The sequence below is a fragment of the Arundinibacter roseus genome (assembly GCF_004348825.1).
Classification (GTDB): domain Bacteria; phylum Bacteroidota; class Bacteroidia; order Cytophagales; family Spirosomataceae; genus Arundinibacter; species Arundinibacter roseus.
Window position 1 is genome coordinate 542,492 of record NZ_SMJU01000001.1, and the last position, 13,551, is coordinate 556,042.

General features: G+C 46.5%; 8 protein-coding genes and 1 tRNA gene. 5 read left to right on the top strand and 4 right to left on the bottom strand.

All coding sequences use genetic code 11. From position 1 onward, the window contains the following. Positions 1-3: 3 nt before the first annotated feature. Positions 4-3,048, bottom strand: coding sequence for a TonB-dependent receptor (locus EZE20_RS02425; RefSeq protein ID WP_132114080.1), 3,045 nt, complete (start codon positions 3,046-3,048; stop codon positions 4-6). 313 nt (positions 3,049-3,361) lie between these two features. Here EZE20_RS02425 and EZE20_RS02430 point away from each other — a divergent pair, with 313 nt between their 5' ends. Beyond that, positions 3,362-4,429 (top strand): mannose-1-phosphate guanylyltransferase, encoded by a 1,068-nt coding sequence (locus EZE20_RS02430; RefSeq protein ID WP_132114082.1) that lies wholly within the window; start codon positions 3,362-3,364, stop codon positions 4,427-4,429. Positions 4,430-4,546: 117 nt separating this feature from the next. Here EZE20_RS02430 and thiL read toward each other — a convergent pair whose 3' ends face one another. Both thiL and EZE20_RS02440 read right to left on the bottom strand, forming a co-directional pair. Continuing rightward, positions 4,547-5,581, bottom strand: a complete 1,035-nt coding sequence (gene thiL, locus EZE20_RS02435) for a thiamine-phosphate kinase (RefSeq protein ID WP_132114084.1) — start codon at positions 5,579-5,581, stop codon at positions 4,547-4,549. 81 nt (positions 5,582-5,662) lie between these two features. Then, entirely contained in the window at positions 5,663-6,109 is a 447-nt protein-coding gene (locus EZE20_RS02440; RefSeq protein WP_132114086.1) for a hypothetical protein, read from the bottom strand. A gap of 157 nt (positions 6,110-6,266) precedes the next feature. Between EZE20_RS02440 and EZE20_RS02445 the strand changes: the two genes are divergently transcribed. Then, on the top strand, positions 6,267-6,494 hold the full coding sequence (locus EZE20_RS02445) for a cytochrome b5 domain-containing protein (protein ID WP_132114088.1): 228 nt from the start codon (positions 6,267-6,269) through the stop codon (positions 6,492-6,494). Continuing rightward, positions 6,491-7,327 (top strand): N-acetylglucosamine kinase, encoded by an 837-nt coding sequence (locus EZE20_RS02450; RefSeq protein WP_132114090.1) that lies wholly within the window; start codon positions 6,491-6,493, stop codon positions 7,325-7,327. The genes EZE20_RS02445 and EZE20_RS02450 overlap by 4 nt, the downstream gene beginning before the upstream one ends. Positions 7,328-7,343: 16 nt before the next feature. Here the strand turns inward: EZE20_RS02450 and EZE20_RS02455 are convergent, their stop codons facing one another. Further along, complete coding sequence (locus EZE20_RS02455; RefSeq protein ID WP_132114092.1) at positions 7,344-11,102, bottom strand: putative Ig domain-containing protein; 3,759 nt, start codon at positions 11,100-11,102, stop codon at positions 7,344-7,346. A 1,029-nt stretch (positions 11,103-12,131) separates the two neighbouring features. On the opposite strand from EZE20_RS02455, the gene EZE20_RS02460 reads away from it, so the two are divergent. Both EZE20_RS02460 and EZE20_RS02465 read left to right on the top strand, forming a co-directional pair. Beyond that, complete coding sequence (locus EZE20_RS02460) at positions 12,132-13,154, top strand: hypothetical protein (protein WP_132114094.1); 1,023 nt, start codon at positions 12,132-12,134, stop codon at positions 13,152-13,154. A gap of 67 nt (positions 13,155-13,221) precedes the next feature. Further along, positions 13,222-13,295 (top strand) — tRNA-Pro (locus EZE20_RS02465). The last annotated feature ends 256 nt before the right edge of the window (positions 13,296-13,551 follow it).

A 13,551-nucleotide genomic window follows, 5' to 3' on the forward strand; every position in this document is an offset into this window, starting at 1 on the left:
AAATTAATTCAGAAGCTCGTCAAAAGTAAGCGAGATGTAGTACATAGAACCAACTGCTGCGCTTCCGTAGGCCTGCACGTAAGGCTTGCCAAACAGGTTGGTACCTCCTACTTTCAGAATTGACTTAATACCGGGCATCTTCATGCTTACCTGCGCGTCAATGTTGTTGATTGCCTGCACGGTGGTGTTTGAGAAAAGCGGTACGGTGGTAGTTGTAGGCTGTACAAATCCTGCTTCCCACACGAATGCATCCTGATGACGGTACGATACCGTAAATCCAACCTTATTGGCAGCGCCAATGCGACGACCGAATTTCAGGTTATAGCGGTTTGTCGGCGTGTTAAATCCGGCGTACTGCTGCTCAGGCGTGGGCACAAAGCGTCCCAGTTCATTATTAGCCATATTACCACCGACGTAGTAGCCTTTCGCAAGGGAATAATCAGCGCTGATGGCAAAGCCCTGTACATTGATAGACTCGTTGGTATTGGCCGGCCGCGAGTACGCAATACGTGTGCTCGCACTTCCTACACCCGATTCAATGGGTAGTCCGGGACCAGCCGGAGCGGTGGGTACGATAATTACGGTTGAGCCAATGAAGTTGGTGTATTTGCTGAAATAGTAGTAGGCATCTACAAAAAGTTTCTTTCCGATCACACCTTTATACCCAATTTCATACGAAGCAATGCGCTCGGGTTTTAGCTCAGGTGCCTGATACTTTGGAACTGCGGCCAAAGCAAAGGCAGGCAATACCTGCGCTACAACTCCCGGCAAATTTGCCTGCAAAGCGCCCGGTAACTGTGCGGCTACTCCCTGCTGAATAGCTCCGGCAATGACCTGCGGATTATTCGGAATTTGCCCTGCAGTAACAGCAGCATTGACGGCGGCTGTTACCGCGGCGTTTACCTGTTGTGTAATGGCAGCGGTGGCATATTGCTGAGCCTGCTGCTGAACAGCCGGCTGCGCGGCATACTGAGCAATTACGGCAGGATCAAGATTCTGACGCAGTATTCCATTTTGCAGATTATAGCGATTATTGAATTCATCCAAACCACCAATCAAAATGGCGTTTGGTGTACGAAGATCGATGTACTGATTCTGCGTGGTCGGAATCCGGAATCCTGACTGATACGACAGGCGGATGTTGTGATTTCCGAACGTAGTCACGGCTGACAGACGCGGGGTAAACTGTCCGTCAAAATTCTCGTTTTTATCATAGCGCAACGAACCGGACAATTTCAGGTGATCTTTGAAAAGTTGCTTACCTGCCTGTACAAAGGCACCGTACTCCGTAATACCAATGCTGCCATCGCGGCCGTCTTTGGTATCGGCAAACAGCGTTCCGTTGGAGCGCAGCTGATACTGACGTACATTGGCACCTACCAACAGCTCAACGACCTTGATTTCATTCTTGAAGTTATAAAGACCTTCAGCATGATACATATTCGTCCGATCCAGGAAGTTACTGCCATTTTCCGAAATCGGCGTATCACGCCATTTATTCAATAGTGAATTAAACCGCTCTGAACCCGGTGCGGGCATATCCCGATCAGCAAACTGACGAGCCAGCAAAAACGCCTGCTCCTGCGCAGCACCCTGCGCACGTGCCTGTACAAAAGCTCCGGCATATTCGCCAAACCAGGTGGCGTGCGGTTTGATTTCGTTCAGCATCGACACAGCCGCCAGGCCTGCAAGGTATGAGTCGCCGGAGCGCTCCTGTGTGGTGTAGGCACGAACGGTGAAGTTGTCGCCCCGAAGTTCAAGTTTGCCTTGTGCCAGATTAAAATTACGCAACGAGTAGCGACCCGTGCCCGTGTACACTGTTGTACCGTAGCCGTAGTTAAACTGCCCGATTGCCTCAATTTTATCATTAATCCGATAGTGTAAGGCAAGGTTTGTTTTAAAAGACTTAGTATTATAATCTACCAAATCCCGCTCCGCAAATCCTGTCCGGCTCACGTTCGTGCTTGGTAACAGTCCCAGGGCATTGGCAGGAAGCAACCCGGCACCGACGAGGCTTTGCCCTACGGTATTGAGGTTGGCCTGTACTTCATCCCCGTAGTAGTTCATGCCGTCGTAGTCGTTGTTGACACCTGCGCCGCGGGTTCCGTCCTGCACACCGCCTACGTTGAGGTTGGTGGCGTCGCTTGCCTGCCAATCCTGCGCCTGTATGTACGAAACGTTTACCTTGTAGGCCCACTTGTTATTGAACGCTTTGGCATACCGAATAGAGGCATCGTAAAATGGCGTGTTGACTACATCACGGTTGTTAGCGCTCATAATTCCGGTCTTAACCGACGCACTTAGTCCCTGATACAAAAACGGGCTTTTGCTATTCATCAAAACCAAACCATTGATGGCGTTTGGGCCATACAATGCCGAAGCAGCGCCGGGCAATACATCCACGCTTTCGAGGTCGAGTTCGGGAATTCCTACGATGTTATCAATCGGGAAATTCAGCCCCGGAGCGGAGTTGTCCATTCCGTCAATCATCTGTACGGTCCGTGGGTTTCCGGTTGCGCCAAAACCCCGCATGTTGATTGATTTGAAGAGCAAACCCTGCGTGGTAAGGTCAATACCTTTAAGATTGGCCAAACCGTCATAAAAACTGCCCGCCGGGTTATCCCGAATTGCCCGGATGTCCATCCGTTCTACAGCAACCGGCGACTTCATGACGCTTTCTTCTACCCGTGAAGCCGATACAATGACTTCCTGTCCCATAATCGCCTGCTCTTTCAGGCTAATTTCCAGATCCGACCGATTACCCGAAATCTCAACTTCCTGGGACTCATACCCAACCGAACTGATAATGATCTGAAACGGAGGGCGAGTAGTAGTGGTCAGTTCAAACGTTCCGGAAGCATCAGTAATTGTTCCGATTACTTTTCCTTTAACCTGAATACTCACGCCAATCAGACCGTCGCGAGTTCCTGCATCCAACACTTTTCCGGCAATGGTAACAGAGCCATTCTGACCATATGAAAATGAGGAGTTCATGAGAATTAACAGCACCGTGATGTACGATACTGTCTTTTTTAATACTTTCAGCATAAATTGTTTAGTGGGGGTTAATTGTTTGTTGTTCGCATATAAAATGTAATATTAAAAATAAGTATTATTATTATACCATTTTTTCTCAAAATCATCAAAAAATTACAATTCAGCCGCATTAAAATTATTTAAATAGTACAAAATCAGCCCTTTGCTTTGTAACTCAGGTCCCTAGACGTAAAATATATGTAACTGAATTTAAAGTTGTTTCTAAAAAATCTATTGAGATCGTTTTCTAAAAAACAACAACCTCCGACAAGAAAAGTAATAGATTTGTTTTATTAGTCCTTATCATCAAAATGCACTTCCAATCATGCAAAATACCTATGTAATCATTATGGCCGGTGGTGTCGGAACCCGTTTCTGGCCTTTTAGCCGCACCAACTATCCTAAGCAATTTCATGATGTACTGGGCACCGGAAAATCAATGCTCCAACAAACCGTTGAGCGATTTGAAGGAATATGCCCCATCGAAAATATTTATGTAGTAACCAATCATGAATATGAACAACTGGTTACGGAGCAGCTTCCATTGCTCATGCCGGACCAGATTTTACTGGAACCTCACCGCCGCAATACCGCTCCCTGCATTGCCTACGCCTGCTACAAAATCGGGGCCAAAAATCCCGACGCTAACATTGTGGTAGCACCCGCCGATCACATTATTCTGAAAGAGGAAACTTTTCGCGATACGATCCGGGTGGCTTTGGGAGCCACGCGACAGGAAGATATTCTGGTAACATTGGGGATTCAGCCCACGCGGCCCGATACGGGCTATGGGTATATTCAGTACATTCCGGATAAGCGAATGGTAAAAAAGGTAAAAACTTTTACCGAAAAGCCCCACCTCGACCTGGCTATTCAGTTTCTGGAAAGCGGTGATTTTGTCTGGAATGCCGGGATTTTTGTCTGGAATGTACGTGCACTGAAAAATGCCGTCACGAGCTTCCTTCCTGACATTGCGGAGTTATTTGGAGAAGGGGAAAAGTACTATTATACGCAGGAAGAGGTACCTTATATTAACAAGATTTACTCCCATTGCGGCAATATTTCCATTGACAACGGCATCATGGAAAAAGCTGATAATGTCCACGTAGTGCTTAGCAGTTTTGGCTGGTCTGACCTCGGTACCTGGAAGTCGTTGTATGAAGTTTCGGAAAAAGACGAAAACCAAAACGTCACGGATGGAAATCTGATTCTGCACGATACGCAGGATTGCATCATCAAAACGCCCGCCGATAAGTTGGTAGCCATCAACGGTCTTCATGGGTTTATCGTGGCTGAGTACGACGACGTTTTGCTGATTTGCCGAAAAGAGGAAGAGCAAAAAGTGAAAGAGTTGGTGGCCCAGGCCCGCGAACTCAATCCAAAGTATAGCTAAGCCTAAAAAAGGGAATAGATCAATCGTTCAAAATTGAGTAACAAAAAACCTCCGCTGGAAAGAACCTGTCTACAAAACGGGCCTACCCTCCGGAGGTTTTTCATTTTATTTTTGTAATTATTGATTAAAATGATTCCAGCCCTGCGCCGTAATGGGTAGCCGGTTGCCTCCTTTGGTGGCAAGCTGAATTTCAGCAGGCTTGTCGGTCATGTAGCCAATGACGCTAATATTGGGGCTGTTTTTTACACGATCATAGTCAGCCTGTTTGATGGTAAAAAGCAGTTCATAATCTTCGCCGCCGTTCATAGCTGCCGTAATCGGGCTTAAATTCAGCTCGGTTCCGATCAGGTAAACCTGTTCGTCAATTGGAATATTTTCTTCAAAAACCAACGCTCCTACCCCCGATTGGCTGCACAAGTGCAAGAGCTCCGAAGCCAGGCCATCCGATACATCAATCATAGCGGTAGGCACTACGCCTGCGTCCCGTAGTTCGTAGATCACGTCCATGCGTGCCTCCGGTTTGAGCTGCCGCTGAATGATATATTCATTTCCTTCGAGTTCCGGCTGCATGCCCGGATTAGCCATGTATACCTGTTTTTCTCTTTCCAGCACCTGTAAGCCCATATATGCTCCGCCCAGGTCACCGGTCACACAGAGCAGATCATTGGGTTTTGCGGTCTTGCGATACGTAACTTTTTCCTTAGCAACCTTGCCAAAAACGCTCACCGAAATCAGCAAACCCGAGCGGGAAGCCGACAGGTCGCCACCCACGAGGTCAACTTTGAAATCGTCGCAGGCGGCTCGCATTCCTGCATAAAGTTCTTCCACCGCTTCTACCGAAAAACGATTGCTTAGCGCCAAACCCACCGTCACCTGCCCCGGAATGCCGTTCATGGCGGCAATATCCGACACATTCACGGCGATAGCTTTATAACCGACGTGTTTTAGTGGACAAAAAGCCAGATCAAAGTGTACACCTTCGAGAAGCAAATCGGTGGAAAGCAGGCCATATTCGGTGCCGAGGTCGATCACGGCAGTATCGTCGCCGATGCCCAGAACGGAATCGGGAAGTGTTGGGGTAAAATTTTCGCTTAGACGGCGGATCAGGCCAAATTCTCCCAGCGAGGCTATTTCAGTACGGGATTGTGTCATATACAGAACAGAGTTGTTAAAAACAAGAAGAAGCCGATTCAGCGTAGAACCGGCTTCCTATAATTCCTTTTGATGCTCTTTCTACGGATTTGAAAGAGTGTATTGGTTGATGGTTCCTCCGGTTTTAACGCTTGCCGTAGTACGGGCCAGCGTCATCATGGTATCTTCAAAGGACGAAATAGTGAACTCTATGGTTCCGTTGGTTCCGGTAGGAATTGGATTCAGGTTTTTAAGGATGAGCCGGGTATCCCCGTTTAGCTCCCATTGGCCGGTAAAAACAGTTCCGTCTACTTCGGTCAAGGTAGCTGCGCCCGAAGCGTTGAGCACAAGCTTGAAGCCTGAATAGCCGGGCTTGGTGTTGTTGGCGCCTCCTTTGGTGAATACAACGGTACTTCCTTCACGTACAGACTCCGCGGACCAGGCTTTGGCAATTCGTTCTGTCAGGGGCGGTGGATCTTTTTTACAACTCGTAGCAAACAAACCTATGGCGACAACTAAGCTCCAAAGAATAGGTTGAAATTTTCTCATATCCTCACGATCAATTATTTTTCCTCAAAAGAACGAATTTTTTACGTTTTTTTATACTCAAATTTACACCTAATTCCGAAAACTATACACATTTGCTTTGTTACACTCCATTTATAAATGTATCCAACTATATAGTCAACGACTTTTCCTTTTTCGTATGAAAGAATATACCCGAGCCCAGCTTGCGCTGAGAAACGGACAGGATCGTGAGGAGATTTGGTGTGCTTACCAAGGCCTCATTTATGACGTATCGCCATCGCGTCTATGGAAAAATGGGAAGCATTATGAGCATTGGGCTGGTCAGGACCTGACCCAGGAACTGTCGGCAGCTCCCCATACCGACGGTGTTTTTTCTCGTTTTATTATCATTGGAAAATTAAAATGATGCTCCTAGCCGATAGCGGCTCTACCAAAACAGACTGGCTGTTGGTGGGGCCCGAACTTATTTCTTTTCAATCCGCTGGTTTTAACCCGTTTTATCAAACGTACGAGGCCATTCTGGAAGGTCTGCAAGTGGGCGTAGCCCCACAGGTGCAGGGCGAGGAGGTTTCCGAAATATTTTTTTACGGAGCAGGCTGCGCCGACCCTGTTTCCTCCCGCCCGATTCGGGATGCTTTGGCCGCAACGTTTCCCGACGCGGCCACAATTGACGTCCAAAGCGACCTGCTTGCAGCGGCCCGCGCCCTTTGCGGCAGGGAGGCAGGCATTGCCTGTATTTTGGGAACGGGCTCCAACAACGCGCAGTACGACGGGCAAACGATTCAGAACAATATTGGCTCTCTGGGTTTTTGGCTGGGTGATGAAGGCAGCGGTGCTTACCTGGGCAAGCAGCTCGTATCTCAGTACCTGCACAAGGTTCTGCCCGATGAGCTTCGGCTTGACTTCCAGGCGACTTACCCCGAGGTTAATCGCCTGATGGTACTTGACCGGGCTTATAAGCAACCATTTCCAAACCGCTTTTTCGGCACATTTACCCCTTTTCTTTCCCGACATATGGAGCATCCTGCGGTTCAGAAATTAGTAAAGGATGCCTTTCGGACTTTTCTGAATTTATACGTACGCCCGCATCCAAACGCCTTTTCTCTACCTATCCACTTCACCGGATCCATCGCCTGTGTTTTCGGGAAACCTCTGCTGGAAGTAGTAGCCGAACAGCAGCTGCAACCGGGTAGAATCCAAAAAAGCCCCATGGAGGGGCTTCTTCGGTATCATCAATAACATTTGCGGTTCAATTCTAGGGCATTTTTACAATCTTTACGGCTTTTTGCTTTCCGTTGTCTTCGGTGAGGCGGAGAATATAGGTGCCGGGCGTCGGTGTGGTTTGGGAGAGGTCGAGTTCCAGCAAGGCCCCTTCCACGCGCCAGTTTGATGCGGGTAGCGGAAGTTGGGCACCTTCAACTGACCATACCTCCACCGCTTTCAACGACGAATATCCTTCGGCTGCAATCTGAACCTGTACCCGGTTTGTGTAAGGATTTGGGAATGGTTTCCAAAGCTCAGCCGCCGGCGCAGGTATATACTCGACCACGCCTTCGCGCACCGGTGTGTTACTAGCCACAATAATATCAAACTGTATGGTACGACTCGTGACTACCGTAGTATTGCGATAAGCGGTCACTTTAAACTGATAAGTACCAACCCGGGGTTTAAACCCAGACGTTCCAGGATATAATCCAAAGGGGGCTGCCTCATCCGAACCTTTATAGGTTACAGGTCCCGTCATTTCAAACATAATGGTTGTAATGTTCGCGTTACTTTCAATAAATATGTTGACAGTATCCGAGAGTGTACTTAATGCTATAATGTCGGCATTGGCAATTTCCCGAATAACGCCCGACGCTCCTCCTGCCTTGTGGAGCATGACGCGGAGTTCGGGTTTTTGAACGATAATCCTGAACTCAACTTCTGTCGTACCTCCTTTACTATCTCTTGCGATGGCTTTCATTGGATATTCACCAACCGCCGTCGGATTTCCGGAAAGCCTGGAACCGTTGGCCGTAATGCCGGGTGGCAAAGCTGATGCATAGCTAATCGTGAGGGTGCTGGTTTGAGCATCTTTAAAATATTGCAGGATATCAAAATAAAAGACCTGACCCATGACTGCCAACAGATCGGGTATGCGGTTGAATGCCGGAGGCGCTACATTTTTCCTGACTGTTAGTTTGAACGAGGTTTGTACAAAGGCCTCTTTATTATCAAACGCTTTTACAACAACCAAAAACTCTCCTGTCTGCGTAGGTGTCCCTCCGATGGTTTTACCCTGAGCAGTTAGACCGGCGGGCAGGCCAGAAATTTCCAGGCGGGTAATCTCCCCATCTGTATCCAGAAAAGTATCGTCCGGTAGTACATATGAAAACACTGCGCCACTATCTGCTACCTGATCGGTCAGAGCCTTTGCGACAAGTGGCGCTTTATTTTCAGGGAATACGGTCAATTGAAAAGTTAGTTGAACAGAAGCATTTTCATTGTCGGTCGCAATAGCAATGAGCTGAAAAACCCCGACTTTTTTTGGAACCCCTGATATCAAGCTTCCATTGCCGCTCATGCCCTCCGGCAAGCCCAACACGGTAACAGAGCTGATCTGACCATCGCTATCGGAAAAGATATTACCAGGGATTGTGTAGCTAAATGGTTTGTTGATCTCCGCCGACAAATTGGAAAGCCTTCCGCTTACGTAGGGCGGAATGTTATCTGCTGATATCGTAAATTTAAATTTCGTTTCCGAAGAGCTTCCTCCATTGTCCGTGGCGCGTACGTTTACTGTATAAATACCTTTTTGGGTGGGGGTGCCGGAAATTAACGTACCATCTCCTCTCAGCCCGTCCGGAAGTCCGGTGATGGTAAATGAGTTCAAAAAGCCGTCAGGATCTATAAAGGTGCTGTCCGAAAGCCGAAGGGCAAAGGGCTGCCCCGTCTTGGCAAACAAGTCTGCCGGAACCTTATGAAGTACCGGTGGAAGATTTTGGTTTTGACTGTTTTCCACCACCACAAACCGCAGGACTTGCTCACTCAGCAATGAGCCTTTCAGATTGGCTTGTACATATGATTTTATAGTAAGCGTATAGTTTCCGGATTTCAACATCACTCCGCCATTATCTCCAAACAACCCGTAGGGCGCCTGACTATCTTCGCTGCTGATCGAGTAGGGACCCGACATGGCAAACGAGTAGCTTCCCACTGCACCGCTGCGCGGAGAAACCAGAATATTACTCGTTTGCCTGATGTCCTCGCCCCGTAGCGTATCCCCCTCCTGAATGTACCGCACAAATCGGCGGGTCAGGAAGTTACCGGCTTTGAAAAGACTTACTATATTCCCGCTGGAAGTTCCGGTGACGGATAGTTTGAACGTCGTTGACACTTTCGCTCCCGAATTGTCAGTAGCCGTAATCGTAATCGTATGCTCGCCGGTGGCAAAAGCCTTCCCTTCTATCCGCCAGCCCGAAAGGCTAAGTCCGGTGGGCAGGCCGGTAGCGGTAATACCGGTGATAAATCCGTCGGGATCGCGAAATGCCTGCGTCGGAATTTCGTACTGAAACCATTGGCTAACCGTTGCCAGTTGGTTCATCAGGGGCGTTTGTACAACGGGCAATTGATTTGCAATGGTCGTTTCGCCCAGCATATCTTCCAGCAAAAGGACTTTCACCGGTCTTCTTGTTTTGTTGTACTCTGTGCGCCACCTTCCCTGCACACTGGAAGTCCCACCCTGAGAGACTGCCTCAGAAAGTGTGTAGCTTACGGTTTGGGTTGTCTGAATTTGTTGAACGGGAGAATTTAACCACTTGGCCGCCATTTCCCGTATCAGATTTTCGCCAGCCGGAAAGTTGAAGCTTTGATCAAAACCAAAAAAATTAACCCAATCGGCTCCGTGTTCAAAGGCTTCATTGATGTGTTCTCGCCAGTTTTGTTCGCCAATTGCATTTACGTTTCCTATTTCCTGTCCAACGATTTTGCCGGGCAGGTTACTCCGTACAAGATCCGTCGCAAATCGGTGCGGATACTCGTAGTTATCATTAAGTTTCAATCCATCGGTATTTTCACACAAATCTTTGAAGCCCAGGGTAATCCGCAAAATACTTAACGGATCATAGCAGCTCCCCATATCGTTTATGTACTTGTAGCTGGGATCTACACTTTTGGTTGTTGCAATAAATTTTTGAATGATATTTTTAAGTTCATAGTGTCGAAACAAATACCAGTCCTTCCCGATTGCTCCGTAGGTGGCACTCCACACGTCATTGTAGATGTAGGGGGGTGAAATGTCCGAAAATCGGGAAAAGTCTGAGTTCCAGGCCTGATTCAGATTGCTGAGGTTTTTGTATTTATTTTGAACCCAGTCCTGAAAGGCGCGCCTGGAATGATATGAATAATCAAAAACCATGAGGCCATGTTGCTGAATGGCAGAGTTATATCCATCAATATTGAAGCCTATTTCGGCATGACTTGTGTTTATTACCGTTACAAAGGCAATTTGTCCGGCCTGCTGACGGCCTTTAAAATGCTCCAACACTTCCCTCACAAATCCATTTGCTTCTTCGACGGCGTTCTGATCCGAAAAGCTAAATCCTCCGAGCAACCCTTTTTTATCGCCATTTCCCGAAATTGGCCGCGTCTGCTCGGGCCACCATCCTTCATTTCCGTCATCATGCCTTGCTACCCAAATCCGGAGCATGATTTTACAATTCAATTGTACGGCTAAGGCGGCTTGCTTATCAATCTGATCCCAGTTGGCAGGAGCACCTCGTTTGGAATAAATCCGCTCCCAGTTTACATTAAGCAAAAATGAATTTATCCCCGCCGCTGCGGCTCGTTCCATAATCGGGAGATAATTATCATTACTCTCGACATTCATGATCGATAAACTCAAATATCTCGGGTTTCCGGGAGGGGGCAAAGCTGCGTTTCCAGTAGCTACCACTTTCAAACTCCACATGCAGGCAAGAAGTATGCATCCTGCGCCAAACACTACCTTTTTGGGTGTGTAAAAAACATTCATACGCGGTAACTTTATTTATAAAAAAATGTAATTTTTTCTTGTATAATTCAATTTAACATAACCTCCTGATAATTATCAACAATCAAGCCAACTAAAGCACAGATTCCCCCCTCTCAATACCCTCTATATACTCCAAAAGGTGCATTTTGGTTAAAAATACGTATTGCTCATTTTAAAAAATAATCTTTTTACTATAAAAAGTTACTTATTTTTTAATAAAAAAATAAAACCAAAGGATACATATTATTTGTACATGCTTCTTACAAACGCTCCTTCATTTCTTGGAAACCAGGAGAAATTTTGAAAAAATGATTTAGGTCGGAGTTTAAAGAAAAAGCCAAATTCCCGATTTTGTGGCGGGAATTCCACAATAACGCTTTATACAAACCTCACTATATCAATAAGTTGTGTGGGAGAGAAAAAATGATTACTGATTCAGGCCATGCAAAAACCTCTGGAATCGATGGCTTGTAAAATTTTGGAGAATTAATCCAAATAGTGTGTAGAAGCCTGACTTATGGTGGTGAAAGATAAGAAAAAGTATTTCCTTGACGGTTTTTCTGGTCTTTTATCTCAGCGAAGGTACAAATTAACTGTATTCAAGAACCCTTTTCTGAAAAAATTTAAAAACCTCCGGCATTGATGCTGCCGAATGACTAACGAAGATATGATTTTAAAACGTTAACTACCACATCAATTATTGTGCCACAGTTTGTAGCTCTTTACTAAAATATAGTTTCATATTTTTTAATAATCCTTATGTACGTCGACGATTTTGTCTCAGGATTTGGTCGTTTTCACTTCGTATATGATCGAGGTATATGCAGGAAAAACATACTTTTGGAAGCCTTTCTCTGTTTTGTTACTATTAGTTGAAAGTTACACTTTGCAAAGATCTATCCTGAGAGGATCTTGTAAATAAAAAGGCGATGAGGGCTAAGTTTGAATATACTATTTATATTTACGCCCGAAATATGCTACGGATATCCCACAACTAATTTCAGACATTCTAACCAACGTTCTCCCGGAATGAAAATCGGAAAAGTAGACGTAAGTATCAATTACTACGGAAAACCATATCAAACACTTGTAACTATTTTGACGCTATGGAAGCACTCGGCTCATCATATTGACCGCATCTTTCTGGTAATAGAAAAAGAACAGCCTTATCAACAATACGGCAGTATCAGGATACTACAAAATGCCTTGAAGGACCTGCCGGTCACCTACTATTTTTCGTCTAGTTTCTATTACCATGGTTCACCGCCCTTGGAGTTTTTGCAGATACCTGAAAAACGATATGGGTTGAAATATCAGTTTGGACTCGAAAAAACGGATAAACCCTACCACTTTTTGAGCCATAATGATTGTTTGTATCAGGCAGATCTGCTTGGTATGATGATCAGGCAGGTAGAAGAGGCGCCGACCGAAGCAGAAGTTGCCGGCATTGGTATGATTGGTCAGTGCTGGAACTGTCCGGCGTTCTTTTCCAAACAATGCGATGGCTCTCGATTCGAGCAGTTTAAACCCACTGCGTCCGAATTGCTGCAACTTGTCGAAAACTACCCGCCACCGCGGGCTGCCATCCATCATCGCCTTATTCAGGACGGCTACGTGCACCCACTTCCCGAATGCCGCCTCAACGAATATGCCTGCCTGGTAAATGCAGAAAAATATAAGGCCCTAACGATGCCCAAAGGAGCAATACTGCCGCTGGGGGCGTCCTGGCACGGGAGCGACTGGGGAGCGGTTTGGTTTTATCAGATGTACCACCTGGGCTACAAATTCATACATTTTCCGTTTGAGCCACACATGCAACACGCTCCTTTTAGCGAGGCTAAAAGCGGGCACATGAGTGACCACAACCGGGTCGAATACTTTGAAACAGAGTCAAGAGCACGGAATTTTTTAACGACTAATTTCCCCGAACTACGCTTGTCTACACTGGATGTTCGGGTACGGGCCGGGCTGTTTCAGGCACAGCAGCAGGGACGCCGCCTGCCGGGAAAGCTGCGGTCACAGGTAAAAGTATTGTTAAAGAAATTTCGATAATCCCCGAGTGGAGTGTTGACAATAGCTATTTTTCTACCTAAGTTTGCACTCCCAATTCACATCAGTTCGGGATGTGGCGCAGCCCGGTAGCGCACACGCCTGGGGGGCGTGGGGTCGCAGGTTCAAATCCTGTCATCCCGACAAACATAAAAGCCTGATAATCAAACGATTGTCAGGCTTTTTTTGTATATCTTTATTTGAGATTCATTTTTGGTTTAAACAGGGTTCAAACATTTGAATACTTTTTGAGCAGTGCGAGTTTGTTACGATGCGTATTATACTTTAAATATACTGCGGGGCGTGGGGTCGCAGCCGGAAGCCCGGAGGCGTTCAAATCCTGTCATCCATACAAATATAAAATCCTGATAATCAAACGATTGTCAGGATTTTTTTTGTA